Genomic DNA, 25339 nt, shown 5'->3' with positions numbered 1-25339 from the left:
CCCTACAATAGCACTCACGGAATGAATTCCGATTTCAATCGCTAGAATCCCCAACTAGCGCATGAAATTGCGATAAAAACCTATACTCATTGATAAAAGATATAACGATGGAGCATTTGCTATGACCGCACCAGACGCTATCGTGCCGGTATTGCTTGAGAAAGTGTATGGCTTAATCCAGGATAAGATTGAGACACCTCAGCAGTCACTCGTAGAAGTTTTTGCTCAAAGATTGTTAGGTCAACTGGCAGATGATGATCTGCTTCAACGGAATGAATCTGACTTATATGGTGCTGTACTGAGCTTATGGCATCACCTTGTGCAAAACAAACCAGATCAAATTTCAGTACGTGTATATAATCCGACGCTAAGCCGCTATGGTTGGCAGTCTACCCATACCGTAGTTGAAATTGTAACACCTGACCGTCCTTTCCTTGTGGACTCTGTCCGCATGACCTTAACCCGCCTTGGCATCACCAGTCACCTTATGCTGAATGGCCCTTATTATTTCAAACGAAATGAAAGTGGAGCGATTAGTGAAGCATGCGGCAAAGATGGTGATCTTCAGACTCTTTTCCACATCGAAGTCGATCGTCTTAACGAAAAAACAGAGATGAAAGCACTAAAAGAAGAACTAGAACAAGTGCTGCAAGATGTGGATCTCGTGGTAAACGATTGGCAACAAATGCAGAGTAAAATGCAGGACATTGTCAAAGAGCTGAAAACGGCCGAATTGCCTGTTGATGACGCTCAACGTGAAGAAGCCATTGCCTTCCTAGACTGGGTAAACCGTCATAACTTCACCTTTATGGGGTACCACAAATATAACTTGGTACCTATAGAAGGAGACTACGAGCTGATCCCATGTGATGAAAAAGGGCTCGGTCTGTCAAGTAAACCCAAAAAAGCAAGAACATTGCGCCTTTCTGAGTTACCGGAATCTGCTCGTTTTGAAGCGCGTAAACCTGAGCTGCTTATTCTGACCAAGAGTAATGGTAAATCGAAAATTCACCGTCCGGCTTACTCCGATTACATTGGTATAAGGCAATTTGATAAAGATGGTAATGTCGTTGGTGAGCACCGTTTCACTGGCCTCTATGCGTCGACAGCTTATCATCAGACGGCAATGAATATTCCGCTGATCAGTAATAAAATGTCACGGATCCTTGAAGCGAGTAGTTATCCGGCAGGCTCTCATTCATGGAAAGCACTGAATAACTTGCTCGAAACTTATCCACGAGATGAACTCATCCAGGCTAATGAAAAAGAAATGCTGGATGTAGGTTGTGGCGTGGTGCAGATGCAGGACCGTGATCTACTCCGCTTATTTGTTCGCCGTGATCCTTTTGGTCGTTTCTTCTCCTGCATGGTGTATGTAACCAAAGAGCGTTACAACACAGAGCTGCGGAGAAAAACTCAGGAAGTTCTTAAAGATTATTTTGGTTCAGACCAAAACGTCGAATTCACCACTTTCTTCTCTGAAAGCCCGCTAGCGAGAACTCATTATATTGTGCGAGTTGCTAATAATAACTTTGATGTTGATGTGAAAGCCATCGAGCATAACTTAGTCGAAGCCGCATCAGCGTGGGAAGATCGTCTGAGTGCTTCATTGGTTGCTAACTTTGGTGAAAGCCAAGGTACGGTGTTGGCGAAAAATTATTCCCGTGCATTCCCTCGCTCTTATAAAGAGCAGATGCTGCCGGGCTCTGCGGTTGCAGATATTGAACAGCTTGAACGCTTAAGTGAAGGCCATAAGCTGGGAATGCTGTTCTACCGCCCACAAGAAGAGGCTGTTGATTCTCACTTTGTGAAGTTGAAACTCTTCCACCGAGAGCAGCCGATCCACCTTTCTGATGTTATGCCAATGCTTGAAAATCTTGGCTTGCGCGTGATAGGTGAGTCGCCGTACCAAGTGGTTACTGCGAATGGAACGGTTTACTGGATCCTTGATTTTGCAATGCTTCACAATGCTTGCACGGGTATTGACCTTAGTGAGGCTCGCGATCGTTTCCAGGAAGCATTCTCTGCGATTTGGCATAGTGAACTCGAAAGTGATGGCTTTAACCGTTTAGTACTCTGCGCTGGTCTGACTGGCCGCGAAATTACAATTCTACGTAGTTTTGCACGTTATATGCGACAGGTTGGTTTCCCGTTCAGCCAGCACTATATTGAAGAAACACTATCAAGTCACAGCGATTTGGCTCGTGATCTTGTCGCGCTGTTCACCTTGCGTTTTGATCCAGCGAAGAAGCACTCGGAAAAAGCTGAGCAAGATCTGATTAAGAAACTGAACAAGAAACTGGATCATGTAGAAAGCCTTGATGACGACAGGATCATTCGTCGTTATATGGATATGATTATGGCGACGCAACGTACCAACTATTATCAGAAAGATGAGCAGGGCAATTCGAAGCCTTGGCTTTCTCTGAAGTTGCGCCCGTCTGAAATCCCTGAAATTCCAGCACCTGTTCCGTTTTTCGAGATCTTTGTTTATGCGCCTGATATCGAAGGTGTTCATCTGCGAGGCGGCAAAGTAGCCCGTGGTGGCCTGCGTTGGTCGGATCGCCAAGAAGATTTCCGTACTGAAATTCTTGGTCTGGTTAAAGCACAGCAAGTTAAGAACACCGTGATTGTACCGGTAGGTGCGAAGGGTGGCTTTGTTTGTAAACGTCAGCCACAAATGTCAACACGAGAAGAAATCTGGGCAGAAGGTCAGCGTTGTTATAAACGTTTCATTCGTGCCTTGCTTGATGTTACCGATAATATTGTTGATGGCGAGCTGCTTCCACCAGCAAATGTTGTCCGTCATGATGAAAATGACCCGTATTTGGTTGTTGCTGCCGATAAGGGAACAGCGACATTCTCTGATCTGGCCAACTCGGTATCAGATGACTATAACTTCTGGTTAGGTGATGCATTTGCTTCTGGTGGTTCGAATGGCTATGACCATAAGCAGATGGGCATTACTGCAAGAGGTGGCTGGGAATCAGTGAAACGCCACTTCCGTGAACTCGGTATAAACTGTCAGACAACAGACTTTACTTGTGCTGGTGTTGGTGACATGGCGGGTGACGTGTTTGGTAACGGTATGCTGCTATCCAAGCATATCCGTTTGGTTGCTGCATTTAACCATATGCACATCTTCTTAGATCCAAATCCGGACTCGGCGTCAGGTTGGGAAGAGCGTAATCGCTTGTTCAATCTACCACGATCAAGTTGGGAAGATTATGATCAAAGCTTGATCTCAGAAGGGGGCGGGATCTTCTCGCGTCGTAGCAAGTCGATCAAGCTAACACCTCAAATCCAGAAATTGCTGGGTACCCGTAAGCAAAGCATGCCGCCAAATGAACTCATTCGCATGATCCTGCAAATGGAAGTGGATCTGTTGTGGAATGGTGGTATCGGTACCTATGTGAAATCACAGAGTGAGACCCACACTGATGTAGGTGACCGCGCCAATGACGTGCTACGTATCAATGGTAGCGATCTACGGGCCAAAGTTGTTGGTGAAGGTGGTAACCTGGGTATGACTCAGCTGGGCCGCGTCGAGTTTGCAGCGAAAGGCGGTTTGGTGAATACCGACTTTATCGATAACGTTGGTGGCGTTGACTGCTCGGATAATGAAGTCAACATCAAGATCCTTCTAAACAGCCTGGTTGCTGGTGGCGATCTGACATACAAGCAGCGTAACGAGCTGCTAGAACGTATGGAAGATGAAGTGGGTGACATTGTCCTGGACAATGCTTATTGCCAGAGTGAGTCAATTTCTGTGACTCAGCAACAGCAAGTACAACTGCTGAAAGAGCAGGTCCGCTTCATTCACTACCTAGAGAAAGAAGGCAAACTGGATCGTGCACTGGAATACCTACCTGATGATGATACGCTGGCAGAGCGTGAGAAGTCAGGTCTGGGGCTAACCCGTCCAGAATTAGCAGTACTGGTTGCTTACGGCAAGATGGTATTGAAAGAAGATATGGTAACTGATGAGATCGCCAATGATCCGTACCATGCACGTTTGTTACCGGCCTATTTCCCGAAAGAGTTGCAGAATAAATACCGTTCGCAGATGGAGCATCACCCGCTGAAACAACAGCTGATCGCGACCTCATTGGCAAACCAGATGTCTAACGAGATGGGCTGTAACTTCGTTACTCGCTTGCAGGAGGAAACGGGATCGACAGTCGTTGAGATATCATCTGCTTATGCGGTAGGCCGTGAAATATTTAACTTTGACCAGTTCTTCACTCAGATCCGAGAGCTAGATAACGTTATCTCGGCAGAAGTACAGTATGAAATGCTGTACCGCTGTCGTCGTATGCTGCGTCGTGTTACGCGTTGGATCTTACGCAACCGTGATCGCAAGCTGGGCATCGAACAACAGATCACTTTCTATCAGCCGATTGTACAGAAGCTGCGGGATAACCTTGAAAGTTACCTCGTAACGGAAGAGGTCCAAGAGCATAACGATCAAGCTAACAGCATGATCAAAGAGGGTGTTCCTGAGGATCTGGCACACAACATTGCACGCTTGAGCAGCTTGTATTCTTCAATGGATATTGCCCAGATTGCGAAAGAGCTGGATAAAGATATCGACTTTATCTCACGTGTGTACTTTGTTGTCGGTGCTGACCTATCACTACACTGGTTCCTGAAACAGGTTCATAACCAGCCGGTTGAAAACCATTGGCAGGCATTGGCCCGTGCATCATTCCGAGAAGATCTTGATTGGCAGCAGCGCCAGCTGACGTCAGCGGTGATCACCACCTGCCCAGAGGGTGAACAAGCTGAAGAGCTGATTGAGAACTGGATGGATCAGCATAAAGCTGCTATCCATCGTTGGGATACTGTACTTGCAGAATTCAAGGTGGGTACAACCCATGAGTTTGCCAAGTTCTCAGTTGCACTGCGTGAGCTGATGTTGCTGAACTTGAACTGTCGTTCATCAATGTAAGCTAACAATTAGGCTGTGATTCTTCACACAATATATCAAAGGTCATTATGTCATAAGACGTAATGGCCTTTTTTACGTTTGTGCTGAGACAGGGGAGCAATTGCTACAGTTTGAATGAGAATTCGATTTTGTTTTATCCTTGGTCGTTTTTTAAACTAAGCAACGAAATCGTTTGCATCAATAGGGAGGGTATAAATATTATTTTGTGGCCTAATCCCTTGTAAACCAAGGAAGTGACTGTTTTTCTGATGAAATTTTGCAAAATACTATTTGAACTAAGAGACTAAACTGTGAATAATGTTCTCCCGTTTATACGGGGCTTTTTTAAGGAGGTACAATGATTTACCGCCTCGCTCGATCTGCAATTTTCAAGCTTGACGCTGAAAAAGCACATGATCTAGCTATTCAGAACTTTTCTCGCTTTACTGGCACTCCTCTCGATCTCTTCTATCGTCAACATGTTCCTGATCGTCCCGTTGAAGTAATGGGCATCAAATTTAAAAACCCAGTCGGTTTGGCCGCAGGCCTAGATAAAAACGGCGAGTGCATTGATGCATTTGGTGCGATGGGCTTTGGTTTTGTAGAAGTGGGCACTGTGACACCTCGTCCGCAGCCGGGCAATGACAAACCACGCTTGTTCCGTGTTATTCCAGCAGAAGGTATTATCAACCGTTTTGGTTTTAACAACCTCGGTGTTGATAACCTGGTAGAGAACGTTAAAAAAGCCAAATATGATGGTGTTATCGGTATCAATATCGGTAAAAATAAAGATACACCGGTAGAGAAGGGCGCGGAAGATTACTTGATCTGTATGGAGAAGGTGTACCCATACGCCGGTTACATTGCCGTCAATATTTCCTCTCCTAACACGCCAGGGCTACGCTCACTCCAGTATGGCGATGCATTAGACGATCTGCTGTCTCAACTCAAACAGAAACAGAAAGAACTGACCGAGAAGCATGGTAAATATGTACCGCTGGCATTGAAGATCGCGCCAGATCTAGAAGATCAGGAAATTGTTCAGATCGCTGAATCGTTGATCCGCAATGATATTGATGGTGTGATCGGAACCAACACTACGCTGGATCGTTCATTGGTTAAAGATATGCCGCACTGTGATGAAGCAGGTGGTTTGAGCGGCCGCCCTCTACAGAACCGCAGTACCGAAGTGATCCGCCGCTTGGCAGAAGAACTTGATGGTGCGTTGCCGATCATTGGGGTAGGTGGTATCGACTCTGCTGTTGCTGCACGTGAAAAGATGATGGCTGGTGCGCAACTGGTACAGATCTATTCTGGCTTCATCTACCATGGGCCTAAATTGGTTAAAGATATCGTAACCAATATCTAAGCAGATATTAAAGATCAGTGATAACTGCAAAGTACCTGTCTGGGTGATACCTGGCAGGTACTTTTTTGTTGAAGCTTTATATTTCACTATTGATAATCCCCGCTTTTTGTCAAACTTTCAGTATAACTGCATTAAGATCAGTATTTTATTTCCCCTTTTATTTTGTCATCGGAGCAGTAAAATTCTCCTAAAGTTTTTTCTATATCGTTGGATAAGCAGTATAAAGAACTGATTTTGGAGCAATTACGTGCTGAAGCCTAATAATTCATGGATGTGGTATTACGACCATAAGGTTGATTCCCTGATGCTAGATTTGGGGGACGAAATGGTTTTCCGTGTATCTATTCCAACCAAGCATCTTGTTACTTCCGCCTATGAACGAACGGTTTTTACGGTAGACGATGCAAGCATCTTCCAATCCTACAGAGAAAGCATCGCTCAGCTTGAGCTTTCAGAGCCAAGAAAAGCCGAATTGGCGTTGAATGCTGTTGCGGCTAGCCGTTTTCACAAACCTATGATGCCTAAAAGCTGGTTCTTTGAAACTCAGCAGGGTGATTGTGAGCCGGAGAATGGTGACATTATCACATTACATGCTGAATCAGGCCCGGCAAAATACCTGGTGATTGAGAACAGCGGCTGTGCCAGCCTGTGTATGCTGGCTGACGTGGAGCCTCTTGCCCTGACATCAACAAAAGAGATGGCTTTCTGCGATACCATCAAGGTCATGAACGACCGTATGCAAGCCTTCACAAAAGAACTGCCACTGAATTTTGCTTTAGTAGGGTAGCGACTGGTTAAGATCTCACAACCTCTCTCTGTGAGCTTCTCTAGGCTGCCTTGCTAATGTCCCAAAGTCTTTTTTACTTCCTATACTTTTCTTTCCTTCAGCTTGTCGCTTGCGTTTCGCTAGGCGTAGATTTCTTCATTTACCCACAATTCCCTTAACTACTCGTAACTATTCGTATGAGCTTCAGCCTTGTTTAGCGCGTAGCTATAGCAAGTACTAAACAAATCGTTTAGCGGGCCATTAGAGAGCCTGAATAGGCGAGGTGCATCTAGAGCATTGGTTTGAAGGCCAAGATTAGGCCTTGTAAGAGAAATAACCCCTAGTGGTTAACGCTGCTCAAGATAAGCGCATTTAATTTTTAGGGCTAAAAAGGATAATTCTTGAGCGAAATAAGTGATTTTAATCGAAAAATCTTAAAAAAATAGCAATTATTTTTTGCCTCTTTTTGCCATTAAATAGCAAAAAAGTACTATATATTTAAGCAAGAATCTCACGCATTTCTCAAGGATCTTCCTCTTTTCCCCTTTGTTTGAAAATAAGTAACATGGCTATTTTTTCCTATCAGGAAATAGTTTCCCACTAGGAAAGTATCAGGAGTGAGCATTCTACTCATATCAGAAAGACCATCATTTAGCGTCTCCAATAAGAGCAAAGCATACGATTGTTTCTATGGGTGTAATTTAGAAAGGTTAATAAAATTAGTGGCTTATCTGTATGTTTCCTTGTGGAAACAATTTTATTTATGATTGTTTCTGCTTTGGTGATGGTTTTTATAGGTGGGCTTAATATGGGGCTGTTTCTATTGTTTACGTATTGAAACAATCAGTCGGAAAGGTTTTCTATATGGTTTCCTTCAATCACCAATACCAACAAAGTTTCGTATTCAGTTATCAATAGCAAAGTGGTGAAGCCAGCTCTTTATCTTTGACGAATCGCTTGCTGGTTAAGAAAGGCAATTGATGAAGGACAGAAATTGGACAATAAGTAACCTTTTTTTTCTTTCCAGGACAGGGATAAAAAACGGCTTATCAAATGACTGACTATTTTTGGTGCTTTTTTGGCTAAATAACCGTAATGACAGCCTTTAGAGCGAGGTATTTATGCTGTTTTCGGTTATAATTCTCAGCAACATAAGTGCGAAAAGAATTCCATGAATCAATATCTAGCTATTACCTCCCGAGGTCTTGAGAACCTCCTTGCAGAAGAATTAGAACAACTTGGTGCGCAACAGATCCAGGTTGTCCATGCCGGCGTACGTTTTCGAGCTGAACAATCAACGGCTTACCGTTGTTGTTTGTGGACACGTATCTCGTCGCGGATCATCCAAGTACTGAGCGAATTTAATGTCCGTGATGACATGGACTTGTACCTGGGTGCGGCGGCAATCAACTGGCCAAACTACTTTAGTAGCGATACGCGTATTATCGTTGACTTTAATGGTACCAACCGAGAAATCCGCAACAGCCAATATGGCGCGATGAAAGTAAAAGATGCGATCGTTGACCGCTTTACTAAAGCGGACCTACGTCGTCCTAGCATTGATCGTGAACGTCCAGAACTACGGATCCACATGCGCCTTTCTGGTGAGAAAGGGGTACTTGGCCTGGACATGGCCGGCAGTGGCCTGCATCAGCGTGGCTACCGAACCGAAGCAGGTAAAGCTCCACTGCGTGAGACCCATGCAGCGGCACTGGTTATTAAGAGTGGCTGGACTAAAGACAAGCCACTACTCGATCCAATGTGCGGTTCCGGTACCTTGCTGATCGAAGCGGCCTTGATGGCTGCAGATATTGCACCAGGTATTAAGCGGAAGCGTTGGGGCTTTGAATCTATCAAAGACTTCGATAAAGAAACTTGGCTTGAAATCCATGCGGAAGCCACAGTGAAAGCGCGTCGTGGCCCTGCGAAAGTTGAGACTAAGTTTTTCGGCCGTGAAATGGATCACCGTGTTTTGAGCATTGCTCGTGATAACGCTGGTCGTGCTGGTGTGAAAGGCTTGATTGATTTCGAATATGGCGATGTGACGCAGCTGACTTGCCCTGAAGGTTTTGAAAACGGCGTTATCATCTGTAACCCGCCGTATGGTGAGCGCTTAGGTACAACACCTGAACTAATTTCTCTGTACAGTGATTTCGGTACTCGCCTGAAGTTAGCTTTTGCCGGTTCGACGGCTGCAATCTACTCCGCATCAAATGAGCTGCTAAGCTGCCTGCGTATGCGTGCTGACAAGCAATTTAAATTGCGTAATGGTGCATTAGATTGTGTGCTTAAGAGCTATTTGATCACTGGCGGCGCAGTGAAGAAGGTTGAAGGCGAGAAAGAAGGTCAGCTTGAAGAAACGCAAGTTGCCCCAGATTTCGCTAACCGCCTGAAGAAGAACATTACCAAGCTAGGTAAGTGGGCGAAGAAAGAAGGCGTACAGTGTTACCGCATTTATGACGCCGACTTGCCGAACTACAATGCTGCGATTGATCGGTACGATGATTACCTAATCATCCAGGAATATGCTGCACCTAAGACTGTTCCGGAAGAGACTGCACGTCGTCGAATTATGGATATTCTACGCGCAACAATTCAGGTAACAGGTGTCGATAACAACAAAGTTATCCTCAAGGTGCGTGAGCGCCAGAAGGGTAAGAGTCAATACCAGAAGCTATCAAGTGCCGAACGCCACATGACAGTCAATGAGTATGGGGTAAAACTAAAAGTTAACCTGTACGACTATCTAGATACAGGTCTGTTCCTTGATCACCGTGTTACTCGACGTAAGCTGGGTGAAATGGCGCAAGGCAAAGATTTCCTAAACTTGTTTGCATATACAGGTTCTGCAACTGTTCATGCCGCATGTGGTGGGGCAAAATCAACAACGACGGTTGATATGTCTAACACTTACCTGCGTTGGGCTCAGGAGAACATGGAACTGAATGATCTGGTTGGTAAACAGCATGAATTCATTCAGGCAGATTGCTTGCAGTGGCTGCAAGAGGTTGACGATACTTTTGATTTGATCTTTATTGATCCGCCAACGTTCTCAAACTCAAAGCGTATGAATCAGAGTTTTGATGTACAGCGTGACCATATCATGCTGATGGAAAACTTAAAGCGTATGCTACGTCCTGAAGGGCAGATTGTTTTCTCGAATAACAAGCGCCACTTCAAGATGGATTTCGACAAGCTGGCTGAGCTAGGCCTACAGGCTAAGAATATCTCAGACAAAACACTTCCGATGGACTTTGCCCGTAACAAGCAGATCCATAACTGCTGGATAATCACACACAAGGAAGACTAAGTGCTAATCACGCTATATAGCACGGAAGGATGTCATCTCTGTGAGCAGGCTTATAGCCTGCTCATCGCAGCGGGTGTAAAAGAGCGCGTTCAAGTGGTAGATATCGCCTTTGATGATGCGCTCTTTTCACGTTACGGCGTCACTATCCCCGTGCTTTCTATTCAACATCCCGACTCAACTTCTGAACTTGGCTGGCCGTTTGACGCCGCCGAGCTTGCAGCATGGTTAAATAACAATGGCATTAATTAAAATTGGTAACGCGCAATTAGCGTACGGCGATCATGCATTACTCGATCGTGCAGAATTTATTCTTCAACCCAATGAGCGTGTTTGTCTGGTAGGCCGCAACGGTGCGGGCAAGTCGACGTTGATGAAAGTCATCTCCGGTGACGTATTGCTTGATGATGGTACTATCCAGCGACAGTCAGAGCTTAGAGTTTCACGACTCGAACAGGATCCACCCCGTAATGCAGAGGGGACGGTGTTTGATTATGTTGCCGAAGGTTTGGCTGAGATTGGTCAGGTACTAAAAGAGTACCATCACCTGTTGGATCTTATTGCTGTCGATCCTTCTGAATCGAACATTAATAAGCTCGCACGTGCCCAGAGTAAAATTGATCATGCCAACGCTTGGCAGTTTGACAACAAAATTGCCTCTGTATTAGAGCACCTTCAGCTAGAGGCCCATACGCTACTTAAAGACCTTTCTGGTGGTTGGCAGCGTAAAGCAGCATTAGCCCGTGCGTTGGTATGCGATCCCGATATTCTGCTACTTGATGAGCCAACTAACCACCTTGATGTATCCACCATTGAGTGGCTTGAAGGTTTCTTGAAAGAGTTCCGCGGTTCTATCATCTTTATCTCTCACGACCGTGCATTTATTCGTTCTATGTCGACCCGTATTGTTGATTTGGATCGCGGTAAACTGGCATCTTTCCCTGGTGATTATGACAATTACCTAGAAGCGAAAGAAGAAATGCTGCGTGTTGAAGCTGAGCAGAATGCCGAGTTTGATAAAAAGCTGGCTCAGGAAGAAGTGTGGATCCGTCAGGGTATTAAAGCCCGTCGAACCCGTAATGAAGGACGAGTACGTGCACTGAAACAGCTTCGTCGTGAGCGCAGTGAGCGCCGTGAGGTGGTTGGTAAGGCCGACATGCAACTTCAGGATGCGAATCGTTCCGGTAAGATTGTCTTTGAAGCCGAGCACCTGTCATACAGCTATGGCGATAAGCCAATCTTTAATGACTTTAGCTTTAATGTCATGCGTGGTGACCGTATTGCACTGATTGGCCCTAATGGTTGTGGTAAGAGTACCTTACTGAAAGTGATGCTAGGGCAGCTTGAAGCGTCACAGGGTAACTTCCACTGTGGTACTAAGCTCGAAGTGGCATATTTTGACCAGTACCGTGAAGTGCTTGACCCTGAAAAAACGGTAATGGACAACCTTGCCGATGGTAAGCAGGAAGTGACGGTAAATGGCCGTACTCGCCATGCGCTGGGGTACCTGCAAGACTTCCTATTCCACCCTCGTCGTGCCCGTACACCGGTAAAAGCGTTGTCTGGTGGCGAGAAAAACCGTCTGTTATTGGCAAAACTATTCCTTAAACCTAATAATTTATTGGTACTCGATGAACCAACAAACGATTTAGATATCGAAACGTTGGAACTTTTGGAAGAAATACTTGCCAACTATCAGGGTACCTTGCTTTTAGTAAGCCACGATCGTCAATTTGTTGATAATACAGCAACAACGAGCTGGTTATTCGAAGGCAACGGTGTCATCGATGAATACGTCGGTGGTTACCATGATGCCCAGGAACAACGTGCGAATTCGCTGACTCAAAGGGCGAAAGAGCAGGCGGCTCAAATTGAAGCGGCCAAGAAGAAAGATGAGAATAAACAACGTCAGGATACGCGTTCTCGCTCTGTTAAGAAGCTATCATACAAGCTTCAGAAAGAGCTAGAAGACCTGCCGAAACAAATTGAAGAACTGGAAAACGAAATTGCTCAATTACAGGAATCAATTAATGATCCTGCATTCTTCCAGGACGTGAAAAATGATACTGAAGCGACTTTAAACCGCTTGGCAAAAGCGGAAGAAGAGTTTGAGCAGGCATTTGAGCGTTGGGAAGAACTTGAGGCAATGCAGAAGGAATCCTAATGCAACATAAGACGTTAAAGTTATCTACACTGGCGGTGCTTATCGCCAGTGCAACCCAGGCAAATGCAGCGGTTTACCAGGTTGTAGAAGTTGATGGTGCCAGCAGTGGTGTGGGCACGCTTCAGTATTACAGTAAAAACACGTCTGATGTTCAGGAGCGTGTCGAGTTTTATGCTCAGGGTGTAGCGAGCTCAGGTTCTGAAAATTGCTTCGCCCAAAGTTGTAGTGCTGCTAGCTATGCCATTTTCGGTGAGAGTCGGTTGGGTACCGATGGGATTAATTATCGTGATGAAGTGCCTTTCATCAGTGATAACCGCCAGGAAATTAATGACTATTTTAGCCTTCGTTCTTACTGTACCAGTAATATAGGTTTCAATACCTGTGAAGATTGGGCGTATACCAACTACTATGGTTTAGGCTATAACGATCGTGACCGTCAGGATGGCACTGGCTTTGGTGGTTTGCATCGCGAGCAGGTCGCATGGGGAGAAAACTATTTCTCCAATGCATTCCCGTTAACAGAAGCAAGTGCGGGTTCGTTATCTCGAGTAACGACATTTGCTGAAGATGCATCCGCTTATGATTCGGATGCTGTGACAGCTTTGGGTACCAAAGTATCAACACATGAAACAACCAATGGTGTGGTTAACAGCATTGGCCAGTTTTCAGGTAGTAGTTACCAGTTAGGCATCACCAGCTCGGCGTTTTTTGAAAGCAACAACCGTTATGCCCGACAGTTTAATAAGCGTGGTTTTGTCAACGCTGGTGCAACCGCAGTAAAATCAGTATTAAATCCTGTAGATTCGACGGATACGCTGGTCACCACTATGGGCCAGACTCTGGCATGGGATGCGGTTGAGTATAATGGTGAGTTGCTAGTTGTCGGTAGTGCCTCATTCAGCCCGAGTAAGTTTTCAGATAGCAACAAGTTGCCATCAGACAGTGAATCCAAAGATCGCCTTTCTTTTAGTCAGAGCGAATTTGAAAGTTGCCTGACTACAAGTGATCTGGGCACCCTCTATTCCAAAAAAGAGTGTCAATTCTCTGTTTTTGCCAATGATGCTGTTTTCTGGACAGTTGATAATGCGGGAGCTGCAACACCCAATGCCAAACTCTTGGCTGAGCGGGTAGATAAAAATGGTACGGCGTATGCGGCGCAAGATCCTGATGGCTCCCAAGAGCGCTCTTTCCAGGCATCAGCTCGTGCAGTGACATTGGTTGGTGGGCAGCCTGTTATTGCTGGTTTCTCGACTGACTCTATTGATAATAATTCTGCTGATATTGCCAACGGCGATTACTACGCTATTCGTGCTTCAATTTTCACACCTAAAGCAGGCTTCGACTTAACCAGTACAGAGCAGCAGTGGGAGAGAAAGATCATTCCAGGCCTCGATATCGAGCAGAGTAATGATCGTAAGATACGTTATTCTATTGCAACGGACATTAATACCAACAATAAAGTTATCGGTGTAGCCAAAAGTGATAACGTAGAAAGTCGTTCTTATTCTGAAACGATGTTTGTGTATGACAATACCGCCAACACGTTGACGAACCTTGATACGACTATCGATTCGACTATCTTCTTCAAAGGCTCTAACGGTTTTGCGGCCGCCATTAACAATCACAATCAGCTTGTTGGTTGGGTGGACTCAGAAACTGTCAACCAGGTCGATGGTCGTCAGCGCCGCCAGCGTGCTTTTACCTATATGGCGGGTGCAGATGTTCCATCATCTCCATTACAATCTAATAAAGCGTGGATGCTTGATGATTTGACTAATGGTGGTAGCTTCAGTTCAGAGAACAACGCATTTCGTATTGCGAACGCAACAGGAATCAATGATGCTGGTGTGATCTCTGCGACTGCATTCAAATGTAGCGGTGGCTATAAGGACTTTACGAAAGAATCACAGTGTGGAACAGATGAGAAGGTTGTTGCTGTTAAGCTGATCCCAGTTGTGGGTGGCGAGATTGAACAGCGTCCGGATGTTGACTCGTCAATTAAGCGAGAAGGTGCTTCACTGGGCATGTTTGCTTTGACATTGTTAGGTTTGATTGGTTTCAGACGTCGTAAGTAATTTTTTGTCAAAATTGCTCATTTTTCACTCAGGCTCACAATTTGTGAGCCTGAGTTGTATCTGGGGTTGATCAAACGTTCTATTTGGCTAATTCTTATAAGTGGAGTCACACAAACTCCATCATTATGAAACTGTAATGAAAGAAACTCTGATAAGGATGAGGATCGAACTATGAAGAGACAAAAGCGGGATCGTTTGGAACGCGCACAAGCTCAAGGCTATAAAGCCGGCATTAATGGTCGTTCCAGTGAAGAATGTCCGTACCAAGCTCCGGATGCCCGTACTAATTGGCTAGGTGGCTGGCGAGAAGCAAGAGAAGAGCGGCAAACTGGCCTTTATAAATAATACTCCCTTCATATCACCCTTATTGAGCCCCTTACAGGAGAAGGGGCTTTTTACTTTTTTACCGAGTACAAAAAGCCATGATATCAATGAGGAATATATAAATCGTCACAGTGTCACGGATGGTGATGTTAGCTTAATATACCTTGTTTGTGTGTTAGATTTGTTCTTCAGTGGCTTGCAATTTTTTTGAGACAAGGCTATCTATGCTCAGTGGCCTATTGGCATTGTGTTATTTAAAATAGCTCAGCAACCACTTTGTCCTTGATCATAAAGTGATTAACATATATTACGCCATAATCATCACGATCTGTGAACGTAAATAGTTTGTGTATACCATTCTTCTCATCTTTATTAGTACCGGTACAGCCTGTAAATGTAATCGAGCCCTGCATATAATCTTGATTTTCGATTGCTAAAGGCTCGTAGGCACCAGTAGCTTCACAGTTAGGCCAATAAATATTACTTTCTCGAGTAACATATACAGTCATATCCTTTCGCATTTTTATCTTAGGTGCATATGTACTAATTGATAGTTCATCACTTTCGGTCATCGCATCAAGAGTCTCTGACATATCAGCCAAGAATTGAGGGTATTGCGTCGTGTAATGAGTCGCTAATGACAATGTATCACCATTTTCATTCGTTAAAACAAATGTATTATCTGGGGCAGCTTGACCTTTGAGATTGACATAAGACTCATCATATTGTCCTCGGCTTCCAGCAATATAACTATCAATCGATGCAACCATCTCTTTCCCATCGATGGTTATCTGCCCGGTATAAACGCTTTCTGAAGATGTATTTCCTACAAAATACCCGTCAGGTGTAATTAATCCGTTAACTGAATTACCATTGATTAAAAGACGGACTAAACCTGTGAAATATGAAGGTAGAGCAGTTGTCGGGGTAGAGCCGACATCAGCATCAGTTCCTGTGTTATTTTTCTCGCTTATTTGAGAAGAATCACTATTACAACCTGAAAGAATAAGACCAAAAACCAGAGCCAACGTTGTTTTTTTCATTTTCTTAAACCTGTTATTAACACCATTTGAAATGTATTTCATATTAAAACTATCACATTAAGAATAGTTTTTTATAACAATGAGTTAATCGTGAGACTTACTATCGATTTTGATGCTGGTGAACGAGAAAGTTGTGTTAGTTCCGGTATTAATTGGAGATCTATCAAGGCTGGACAATGTTTAATCAATAAAATGGTTAGCAGAAATGAAGAGGTTGGTTACACTGTAGCTTTTAGCGATCGTTACATAACAAAAAAGGCCGCTAAAGCGACCTTTTTTATTAAGCAAACTGAATTTAGAAAGTAGACGTATCTTTGAACAGACCCACTTTCAGATCTTTTGCTACGTAGATTTCTTTACCGTCAACCAGAACGCGGCCATCAGCAACGCCCATGATAAGTTTACGGTTGATCACACGCTTCAATTGAATGTCATAAGTCACTTTCTTCGCTTCTGGAAGAATTTGGCCTGTGAACTTCACTTCGCCTACACCCAGTGCGCGACCTTTACCTTCGCCACCGGCCCAGCCCAAGAAGAATCCAACTAGCTGCCACATTGCATCAAGACCAAGGCAACCTGGCATTACAGGGTCACCTTTAAAATGACAGTCAAAGAACCAAAGGTCCGGGTTAATATCCAACTCTGCGTGGATGAAGCCTTTACCGTGGTCACCGCCTTCGTCGCTGATTTCAATGATACGGTCAATCATCAACATGTTGTCAGATGGTAAGGATGGGAAAGCAGGACCGTGTAGTTCGCCTTTACCACATGCAACGAGTTCTTCGTAATTATAAGATTGCTGGCGTTTCATCAGACTTATTAAGCTCCTTGAAAAGTATGGAGGCAATTTAGCTTACACTTGTACGCTAAACAACTCGGATCAGTTCTGGACCAACCAGTGACGAATGCGTGTTAACCAACTAATCTGAGAGGAAAGATCGCCGTGATGGAAGTGATCGATACGCTCTGAAATTTTCGCCAGTAACGTCTCTGCATCATCATCTTCACCACGGAAAGCCTTACCAGTTAACAGAGGCAAAGCCTCATCAACATTCTCAACGGCCCAGATGTGAAATTTACCGCTCTGAATCGCTTCTAAGACCTCATCATTGAGGCATAGGTTACCCAGGTTTGTTTTCGGTAGAATCACCCCCTGATTACCTGTCAGGCCTCGGAAGGCACAGACCTTGTAGAAACCTTCAACCTTCTCATTGATACCACCAACGGCTTGTACACGACCAAATTGGTCTACAGCGCCGGTTACAGCAATTTGCTGATTGATGGGTTGTATTGCCAAGGCAGACACTAAAGAGCATAGCTCAGCCAGAGAGGCACTGTCGCCGTCCACTTCACAGTATGACTGTTCGAATACAATTGATGCTGAGTACGGCAGTGTTTGGTCTAAATCTAGTGCAGTACTCAAAAATGCCTGCATGATCATCATGCCTTTGGCGTGGAGGTTACCACCCAATTCGGCTTTACGCTCGACATCCGAAATGTCGCCATCACCGAAATGCACCACACAAGAGATACGAGCTGGTTCACCATAAGCGCTTGGGTGCCCAGGAACCTCGACGACAGTCAGGCCATTGACCTGGCCAATCTCTTCGCCAGTACAATTAATCACAACCTGACCATGATGAATGTCTTCAATGGCACGTTCAGGCAGGTATGACTCACGGTAGTCGCGGGCTTTCAGGGAATCCTTAAGGTGCTGAGCCGTGATTTTCTGCCCTTGTGATTCTATCGCTGCTTCACACATCAGGCTTTGGTGCCAAATAGGGCAAAGCGGAACTCGGGTTTGGTCTTCAGCGTGTCGAGCCCCTGTTTTTAGCAGGATCTTTAGCGCTTCATGATCGGCTAAATCCGGCAGTTGAGCTTTACGGGTAATTGCCTTGAGGTAAGAGAGGTAAAGAGGCAGGCTATCGTTACTAAGCACCAAATCTTGCTCAAACTCACCATACATTGAAAAACCCGATGAGAGATCCGGTTCTGCATTTTCCAGCTCTGCCATTAGGTAGCGATCGCCGATCAATACCAGTTTCACATTTAATTGCTCAGCGGGTGGAAGCGGGTACAGCGTTTTGTTTGATGCAGCTTGCCATTCCAGGATGCCATTCATCAATACGCTTTTCAGGCGAGGCCATAAGCTAGGGTTACTTAGGATGCTGGTAACAGATAATACTAGGTAGCCGTTGTTTGCTTGATGCACTAGACCATGCTTGACTTGCTGCCTGGTAATTTTGCCATCATCGAGAGGCGGGTAAACCGCACCAAACAGAATTTGCTCAGTGACGTTTTCGCCAATAATAATCGGACAGGCATCAGAATCTTGATTTGTCGATTTACTCTGACGGCTATTGGCGTCAGATTGGGCAAGTAGTTCAATCACGTAATCGCGGTAGACTTTATTGTCTGGTGCTGTAATACGAAGAACACGGGGCTGCAATTCAACACAGGTGAACCGGCGTACGGCATCCGTAAGGCGATCTTGTAATGTACCGGTTGGAGCCGGTGTCAGATCGTCATACTTCTCTAGGATAGTTTGAAACTTTGAGTAGTCTGGAGTCATCGTACGCCAGGATTCTTCATGCATGGGCTTTGGCTTTATGTCGTTACTGTGAAAAGGTCAGCAGTATAAAGGAATCAATGGCCGCATAATAGGCAGATATTGATGATATTTACTTGTTGCTGTTCATCAGTAACGTTAAAGACTTACTTTGAGCCGCCTTCGTTAGGTATTCGAGTGTATATCAAAGCCTGTTAGTCTCATTTTTTTGCACGATAAATTGGTGATGGCTCGGAACACTCTGAAAACAATCAGTAAAATATCAAATAGGGAATTGAGCTTTTACACATCTACAGTTACACTGTCACAGTTTAAGTGTAGACTTTTTGAGAATCTCCGACGAATATGAAATATCAGCAGCTTGAAAACCTCGAAGCCGGTTGGAAATGGAAGTACCTGGTAAAAAAATGGAAAGAAGGTGATGCAATCACTTGCTACATCGATACCAGTGAGGCCGAAGCGGCTGTACAAGACTTGCTTGCTATTGAACATGAACCAACAAAGGTTATCAAGTGGATCAGTAAGCACATGTCACCGGATCTTGATAAGAAACTGAAGCAGGCGATCCGGGCCAAGCGAAAGCGCCACTTTAATGCCGAGCAGGTTCATACCCGCAAAAAGTCTATCGATCTCGATTTTCGGGTATGGGAAAAGCTGGCTGAAAAGTCAAAAGAGCTTGATTGTACGCTATCCGACACTATCGAATACCTGCTAAGTGAAAGCAACAAGACCGAAGAAGCCAGTAAGAAGGTACTCGATCTCAAGAATGACTTGCATGAGCTGCTGGATATCGATTGATACCGCTTTGTTGCTTATCTGGGACAACGCCTGACGGCTTAATGTCAGTTTTTAATATACGCTTATAGAAATAGCTTAAAGGAGTGAGTGAATGGAATATGTCATTGTACTGGCCATTATTGTGATCTTCCTCGTGTTCAAAGACCGCCCAGTAATGGTGTTGAAGTTTGAAGATGGTGAATTAACGCACTCAAAGGGCAACATTCCAAACGGCTTCCTGATCGGCTGTAAAGACATTGCGCATAAGCAACCGTTCTCCGGAAAAATTAAAGTGTATAAGAATCGCTTTGCGACAAAACTAGTATTCTCTAAAACGGTGCCGAGCAAAGTGAAGCAACGTATTCATAATGTCTTTCCTCATACTGGCGCAGCCAAAAAACGTGGTCGACGCGCCTAACTCCTGTTATTGGTAATTACAAAATGGCTTCTGAGGAAGCCTTTTTTCTTTCTGGTGTTTAAATTCTACTCGGTTATTTTATGTTAACTCCTCATGCATTTCGTCTAACAAAAGGCGCGGACTTAAAACTGGCTATCCTTGATTATGTTCAAGCTAATTCAATTCAGGCGGGATCACTGCTTAGTTGTGTCGGTTGCTTAAATTCGGCGAATATTCGCCTGGCTGATGAGAGTCAGTCTCTGTCTTTGGCTGGCCCGTTAGAGATCCTGACCTTAGCCGGCACCTTAACACCAACGCATGTACACCTGCATATCTCGGTTGCAGATAAGAATGGTGATGTATATGGTGGTCATTTGATGGAAGGATCATTAGTTTCCTATACTACTGAAGTCTGTTTAGCCAGTTATGAGAATCTAATATTTAAGCGCGAACGGGATCCGGAGACGGGCTTTGATGAACTTGTTGTAGCAAAAGCGATTGCATCGAGCGAATAAGCTATTGATTCCCTATGGTATATACTGAACTGATATCAATTTGTTGTAGGGGAAAATATGGCGGCATCTCAAAATGAGTACTTCCAGGATAAGCTATCTGGCAATCATTGTTTTGGTTGTGGAGTAGAAAACCCCCAAGGCCTGCAGATTAAGAGTTATTGGGCTGCAGACAATCTAGCGGTTTGTCATTTTTCGCCTCAACCCTTTCATACTGCAGCACCTACACATTTTCTCAATGGCGGGGTGATTGCAACCATTATCGATTGTCACAGCATATGTACTGCAATTGCCTATGCCTATCAATTACAAGGACGTGAAATCGGTAAGGGGCCTGCATTATGGTATGCGACTGGAGAGCTGTCCCTTCGTTATAAACGGCCTGTGGGCATTGATGGAACGGTTACTCTGGAAGCATCAGTGACGGCATTTAATGAAAAAAAAGCGACGGTTAGTTGTGTACTAAAGGCCAATGGTACCGTTTGTGTGGAAGCGACGCTTGAAGCCGTCTTCGTGAGTGAAGAGTGGATGAAAGCGAAGCTGTGATCTATTCGAGAGAAGGCTGTTTATCATCGTGGCCTTGAGATAAACAGCTTTGGATAGGTAACTACTTGATGGCCTTGATCAGGGCCTGTTGACTACTTAGATATTGATTGACGGTTTCTTTCAAGGCCTCTAATTCGACTTCAGCTTTTAAACGACGTTCTTTCTCTTCGTCGTATTGCTTGCCTAACTCAACGGCCATATAACCACCTTTAATAAGAGCCTTTGTCGTAACATTGCTGTTAGTAAGGGTCTTCAAGTCTTCGATCATGAAGTAGTGCTTATCGATGTCTCTTATTGTTATTGCCATATTAGGGAGGGGAGTAAATTCAAAATTAGATAGCATTTTAACGTTATAGACAAAACAATCAAGAGGTTAGATGGCTTCTCTCCGAAGGGAGATTAAAGAGGACTTTTTATTTTGATAGCATTTCGTCTTCGCAAGTTTTACACAGCAATAGTAAAATCGTCAAAGCTAATGCACTATAACTTTTTATTATCATAAAATAACCAGCACTCAATAAGGAGTATAAAGTTAACAACTTACCCATTTTTTACAATCAGCCGGAAAGGGGAAACTTGTAATATTGTACTTTGGTATTAAAATCCATTTACACATGGTAATAATAATAACGACACCCGCAGGATAAAGATTGAATCAGCTAAAGAAGCACCTTTTGTCTACCAAAAGTAGAGAAAAAACGATCCCAGGCCTACAAGGCATTGCGATGGTAAGCCATGGCAGTGAGGTCACAATTAGTGTTAAAACGCCGTTAGGACGCCTATATAGAGTCGACACGATTTTTATCGGTAGTAATGGAAGCGATGAAATTTTTTTAGAGCTGCCCACTATCAATAAAGCTGATTTTGATGATTACTTTAATGATGGTTTCTGGCTAACCGTTAAAGCCATTTCGGAAAAAGGCGAGGGAGCGATTGTCAACTTCAAAACTCAGATCACTCAGATTGTTCATAAACCTGTCCGCTTACTGATTTTAGCTGTTCCACAATCTATGAGTCTATTTCAGTTGCGTAGCGAAGCTCGCTATGAAGTCAAGTTACAAGGCTTAATAGCCTTAGCGAAGCGAGAGTTGCTGGTGGACTTTAAAGATCTTTCAAAGAATGGCTGTTGTTTCCTGCAAGATCTGAATGGTCCTAAATTTGATGAGGATACTCATGTCACTATTAGCATCCATAACCCAACAACTGGGAAAGCGTTCCAGTTAACGGGTTTAGTTAAAAGCATTCATAAAACAGGCGCAAAGAATAACTACGGTATGATGTTTGACATTAATGGCCAAAAACAGGCGAAGCTACTGCTGGCTCAGTTGATCTTTGATGGTTCAAAGCTCTCATTCAAGCATTAGCAGAATCGCTATTAACGGCTGGTGGATTTATAAATCAGAACGCTTGAGGATCAAATTAGGATCCGGGCAGTTAGCAAGGTAGAATTCTGCTTGTTTTGGATCGACCACACCAGGGTAGTCGCCACGATATCCTTGCATGTTTTCAATTAATTGAAAGTGTAGATAAGGAGCCCAACCACCATTTTCACTAAATTCACCAATAGTCGCGAAAACTTCGCCAGAGGATATTTTCATTCCAGGAGATTTCTGTTCTAGTGATTGTCGAGAGAGGTGGCCGTATAGGGTATGGAAGGTCATTCCGTCAAGCACATGCTGCAGAATAATTGTTGGGCCATAGTCACCATCCTGATGATTGTCTGCAAAACTATGAACAATGCCGTCTAGGGGAGCTTGGATCTTTAACCCTGCCGGAGCTCCGAGATCGATACCAATGTGTAATGTTCGGCTGGTTGAATTGGAAAAATGGTCACGATCCTGATAGATAGCTCTTTCTTCGTTATATCGGCCAATCGTTAGCCTGGCGTTGAGCCTCTTTACTTTGACTGCGATGAGGTCTTCAAAGTTCATCCCGCTTTGAACCTCTTGCCAGAGTTGGCTTTCTGCTGTGAGGTCAATAACCAAGGCTTCCTGGTATTGCCAATTGCCTTCTAGAACAGGGGAGAAATGTCTGTTCATTAGTACACGGGCTAGCTTGTAAGGTGACGGTGTAACCATTGGCGAGACAGCTCCCTTTATTGGTCAGCAAAGTAATTCTAGGATGGTTTAATAACCGCCTAATGCACTATAACTTTAAATATAATAAAGCTAACTATACGTAATAACAATAACTAACCAATCTAAAATTGACCATGCTTAATAAGCATCAGTTGATCATGTCTGGAAGTAGCGTATTAGCACCGAATTTTTAAGGGTTACTCTGAGTGATGCTTACCCGTCATAATGCTATTGAGGTGCAATATTTTTCCGTATTTGGTCACAAAAACGCCCCGATTATCTGAGATCATAAAAGCATTATCACCATGTCCCCTGATGAAAAAACTCCTTACAGTAAACAGTTGCCGTTTATCTGCAGTATCTTGCTCGGTTGCAACTAACAAATAATGTGATCCAAAACGAAGGAAGTAACCAAAGAACTGTTTTGAAATCACTAACTTTTGCTTCGTATCATAAGCAAAAAACTGTAATTTTGTTCGACCGTGCTTATAAGACGCCAGTAATTTTTCCTTACCAACCTGGGAGTATTCACTAGAAAATAGGTACTTGTCATTAGTGAGTAATGCCGATACTGTCCCAAACACCAAAGCAAACAACACACCGAGCATAACGCCAGTTAAGGCTTTCCTAAAAAAGGTCTGAATCATCACAATCACTTTGCTCAATGAGGTGAGTAAAATCGACAATGGCATCTTCTGTTACGCCAATGATCTGATAGAAAGGACATAAACCTCCCAGAGGGTAAGCGGCTAACTCAATACTGTCCTGGTTGATTTCACTGACGGAGTTCTTAACTGATTGCGGAAGTAATGAGCCGTCGTAATACACAGATGTACCGTCAATCGTTGTTGTCTCAACAAAGAATGCATATTGCGACATCACAAATAACGTTGATATAAAAAACAGCACTTGAATACCATACTGCCGAGCATAATAGATTAAGTTACTTTTTGCTGGCTGAGGCTGTACCGCCTTTGCAACTGATGGTTGAACCTCTAAGTTGATCCGTAGCAAATAGCCTTTTTTGGGTTCTGTGACAATGATGTTTGTTTCACCGATTTCAGCAAAAGCAGTGCGTATATGTTTAATCGCGACTGTCAGTGAGCTGTGTGTCACGACTTTTCCGGCCCAACATACCTCCAATAGCAGTTCACGACTAACCGTCACATTGGGTTCTTCAGCTAACACTCTGACTATAAGGCATTCCGATTTTGAAAGGCGAATAACTCGTTGATCGGATAAACGCAATACTGTCTGCTCAACCGGGTTAATCTCATACCCACCAACAGTGGTGGACGTGGCAAACTGCCTCATGCATTCCTCTCATACAACGTGTGTCTTCATGATAATTCTAATTGAACACCGTACTAAAAAGCAATATTCAATCACTATTGGTGTTGTCAACGCTAGGCAGAGCTGTATTAAAAATGATGATATGACACTAACTGGAAAGTAAAGCAGGAGAGCAGCAAACACACTTGAATTTATCTAACTTTGACACCAGGTGTGACACTGTGACAAATTAAATATTTAGGTTTCAACTTGTTATATGACAGGATAGAAAAAGGATAAGGCAGCAAAGGCTGCCTATAATTACTTAGAAAGCATAGCGTAGACCAACTTGATAGTTCATCTCGCGAATCACTGGCAGCTCCATACTTTCAATATCATGAAGCTCCACACCATCATACTCAAGATCTGGCAGAACGATACGACGAGTATCCGATAGCTCGATTGCTCGGTGTGTGAAGTTAAGTTCCAGCTTTAAGTTATCCGTTACACTGAACGTATTGCCTAAGCGCAATTCATATAAGTTTTCATTAAACGTTGCTACACGTATCGCAGGCTCAATTTGCCAAACATCAAACAGATCGATTTTAGCACCTATCTCCCCAGTAAAGGCACTATCTTCGATGCCAAGGTGGGTATCAGCCTTTAGCAAAGGACCATTAATGTCATATTTCGCTTCCAGTGCATCAACACCGATAAGGCCGTAGACTGATACCTTATCCGTAATAGGGTAGAAATACCCAAGGCCTAGCAAGCTCTGGTTAAGAGTAAACCTATCTCGAGAGGTACTATCACGACGGACTTCAACAAATAGATTGTCGGCAAAATTCCAGCTTCCACGGGCGTAATAACCAGTCATGTAGTCATGGTTGTCAAAATAATATTCATCGAATACTGATAGCTGATAACCACCAGAAATATAGTTGTAATCAGGGTTCGCATGCGTTGAAAGTGAAGTTAGTGAAGCAATAGAGATTATGGATGCAAGCAAAGCTGTTTTCATAATTAGACTCCTAATTTTTAGGAGCCGAACAATAGATTAATTGCCTTCATCACAACAGTAGCTAACGGATTAATTCATATGAATTAATCCAGTAACAATTATTAAAGCATTGAAGTAAAAGATTTTATATTCTATTGATGATTTTTTAGATGAACTACAAACATCTGATTAAAAGGTAAGGGCAGGAGG

At 43.9% G+C, this 25339-nt stretch carries 22 protein-coding genes; 14 read left to right on the top strand and 8 right to left on the bottom strand.

Features of this window, described 5'->3' with window-relative positions:
• Positions 1-121 precede the first annotated feature (121 nt).
• The 8 genes from AC51G0_RS09670 to rmf all read left to right on the top strand — a co-directional run bounded on the left by AC51G0_RS09670 (position 122) and on the right by rmf (position 14956).
• Positions 122-4951, top strand: coding sequence for an NAD-glutamate dehydrogenase (locus AC51G0_RS09670; protein ID WP_496298085.1), 4830 nt, complete (start codon positions 122-124; stop codon positions 4949-4951).
• A gap of 337 nt (positions 4952-5288) precedes the next feature.
• Positions 5289-6299 carry a quinone-dependent dihydroorotate dehydrogenase gene (pyrD, locus tag AC51G0_RS09665; RefSeq protein ID WP_496298083.1) on the top strand — a complete coding sequence of 337 codons (1011 nt, stop codon included), beginning with the start codon at positions 5289-5291 and terminating at the stop codon, positions 6297-6299.
• 247 nt (positions 6300-6546) lie between these two features.
• A complete protein-coding gene (locus AC51G0_RS09660; RefSeq protein ID WP_496298082.1) occupies positions 6547-7086 on the top strand; it encodes a cell division protein ZapC in 540 nt (179 codons plus the stop codon).
• Positions 7087-8236: 1150 nt separating this feature from the next.
• A complete protein-coding gene (rlmKL, locus tag AC51G0_RS09655) occupies positions 8237-10375 on the top strand; it encodes a bifunctional 23S rRNA (guanine(2069)-N(7))-methyltransferase RlmK/23S rRNA (guanine(2445)-N(2))-methyltransferase RlmL (RefSeq protein ID WP_496298081.1) in 2139 nt (712 codons plus the stop codon).
• Complete coding sequence (locus tag AC51G0_RS09650) at positions 10376-10624, top strand: glutaredoxin family protein (protein WP_496298080.1); 249 nt, start codon at positions 10376-10378, stop codon at positions 10622-10624.
• A complete protein-coding gene (uup, locus tag AC51G0_RS09645) occupies positions 10611-12536 on the top strand; it encodes an ATP-binding cassette ATPase Uup (protein ID WP_496298079.1) in 1926 nt (641 codons plus the stop codon). Before AC51G0_RS09650 ends, uup begins: the two co-directional genes overlap by 14 nt.
• On the top strand, positions 12536-14611 hold the full coding sequence (locus tag AC51G0_RS09640; RefSeq protein ID WP_496298078.1) for a DUF3466 family protein: 2076 nt from the start codon (positions 12536-12538) through the stop codon (positions 14609-14611). The genes uup and AC51G0_RS09640 overlap by 1 nt, the downstream gene beginning before the upstream one ends.
• A gap of 171 nt (positions 14612-14782) precedes the next feature.
• Entirely contained in the window at positions 14783-14956 is a 174-nt protein-coding gene (gene rmf, locus AC51G0_RS09635) for a ribosome modulation factor (RefSeq protein ID WP_496298076.1), read from the top strand.
• Between the two features lie 233 nt (positions 14957-15189).
• Here rmf and AC51G0_RS09630 read toward each other — a convergent pair whose 3' ends face one another.
• On the bottom strand, positions 15190-15978 hold the full coding sequence (locus tag AC51G0_RS09630; protein ID WP_496298075.1) for a hypothetical protein: 789 nt from the start codon (positions 15976-15978) through the stop codon (positions 15190-15192).
• Positions 15979-16068: 90 nt separating this feature from the next.
• Here AC51G0_RS09630 and AC51G0_RS09625 point away from each other — a divergent pair, with 90 nt between their 5' ends.
• Complete coding sequence (locus AC51G0_RS09625) at positions 16069-16284, top strand: hypothetical protein (RefSeq protein WP_496298074.1); 216 nt, start codon at positions 16069-16071, stop codon at positions 16282-16284.
• Here AC51G0_RS09625 and fabA read toward each other — a convergent pair.
• A complete protein-coding gene (fabA, locus tag AC51G0_RS09620; RefSeq protein WP_496301825.1) occupies positions 16274-16789 on the bottom strand; it encodes a bifunctional 3-hydroxydecanoyl-ACP dehydratase/trans-2-decenoyl-ACP isomerase in 516 nt (171 codons plus the stop codon). The genes AC51G0_RS09625 and fabA overlap by 11 nt on opposite strands.
• Before the next feature lie 69 nt (positions 16790-16858).
• Entirely contained in the window at positions 16859-18574 is a 1716-nt protein-coding gene (locus AC51G0_RS09615) for an AAA family ATPase (protein WP_496301824.1), read from the bottom strand.
• Between the two features lie 318 nt (positions 18575-18892).
• On the opposite strand from AC51G0_RS09615, the gene matP reads away from it, so the two are divergent.
• From matP to AC51G0_RS09595, 4 genes are all read left to right on the top strand, one after another.
• The gene (gene matP, locus AC51G0_RS09610; protein WP_496301823.1) at positions 18893-19345 is read left to right on the top strand and encodes a macrodomain Ter protein MatP; all 453 of its coding nucleotides are present in this window, start codon (positions 18893-18895) and stop codon (positions 19343-19345) included.
• 91 nt (positions 19346-19436) lie between these two features.
• On the top strand, positions 19437-19742 hold the full coding sequence (locus AC51G0_RS09605; RefSeq protein WP_496301822.1) for a DUF3634 family protein: 306 nt from the start codon (positions 19437-19439) through the stop codon (positions 19740-19742).
• A gap of 80 nt (positions 19743-19822) precedes the next feature.
• Positions 19823-20236, top strand: a complete 414-nt coding sequence (locus tag AC51G0_RS09600; protein WP_496301821.1) for a PPC domain-containing DNA-binding protein — start codon at positions 19823-19825, stop codon at positions 20234-20236.
• Between the two features lie 57 nt (positions 20237-20293).
• Positions 20294-20779, top strand: a complete 486-nt coding sequence (locus tag AC51G0_RS09595) for a PaaI family thioesterase (protein WP_496301820.1) — start codon at positions 20294-20296, stop codon at positions 20777-20779.
• Positions 20780-20840: 61 nt separating this feature from the next.
• On the opposite strand, the gene AC51G0_RS09590 is transcribed toward AC51G0_RS09595, so the two are convergent.
• A complete protein-coding gene (locus AC51G0_RS09590; RefSeq protein WP_496301819.1) occupies positions 20841-21047 on the bottom strand; it encodes a hypothetical protein in 207 nt (68 codons plus the stop codon).
• Positions 21048-21429: 382 nt separating this feature from the next.
• Here AC51G0_RS09590 and AC51G0_RS09585 point away from each other — a divergent pair, with 382 nt between their 5' ends.
• A complete protein-coding gene (locus AC51G0_RS09585) occupies positions 21430-22143 on the top strand; it encodes a flagellar brake protein (protein WP_496301818.1) in 714 nt (237 codons plus the stop codon).
• Positions 22144-22170: 27 nt separating this feature from the next.
• On the opposite strand, the gene AC51G0_RS09580 is transcribed toward AC51G0_RS09585, so the two are convergent.
• The 4 genes from AC51G0_RS09580 to AC51G0_RS09565 form a co-directional block, all read right to left on the bottom strand.
• Entirely contained in the window at positions 22171-22857 is a 687-nt protein-coding gene (locus AC51G0_RS09580) for a peptidoglycan DD-metalloendopeptidase family protein (RefSeq protein WP_496301817.1), read from the bottom strand.
• A gap of 197 nt (positions 22858-23054) precedes the next feature.
• Positions 23055-23504, bottom strand: a complete 450-nt coding sequence (locus AC51G0_RS09575) for a hypothetical protein (RefSeq protein WP_496301816.1) — start codon at positions 23502-23504, stop codon at positions 23055-23057.
• Positions 23485-24171 (bottom strand): winged helix-turn-helix domain-containing protein, encoded by a 687-nt coding sequence (locus AC51G0_RS09570; protein ID WP_496301815.1) that lies wholly within the window; start codon positions 24169-24171, stop codon positions 23485-23487. Before AC51G0_RS09570 ends, AC51G0_RS09575 begins: the two co-directional genes overlap by 20 nt.
• Before the next feature lie 283 nt (positions 24172-24454).
• Positions 24455-25150 carry an outer membrane beta-barrel protein gene (locus AC51G0_RS09565; protein ID WP_496301814.1) on the bottom strand — a complete coding sequence of 232 codons (696 nt, stop codon included), beginning with the start codon at positions 25148-25150 and terminating at the stop codon, positions 24455-24457.
• Positions 25151-25339 lie beyond the last annotated feature (189 nt).

The sequence above is a fragment of the Photobacterium sp. HL06 genome (assembly GCF_059552575.1).
Note: the sequence above shows the minus strand (reverse complement) of the source record. Positions and strands in the feature narration are given on the sequence as shown.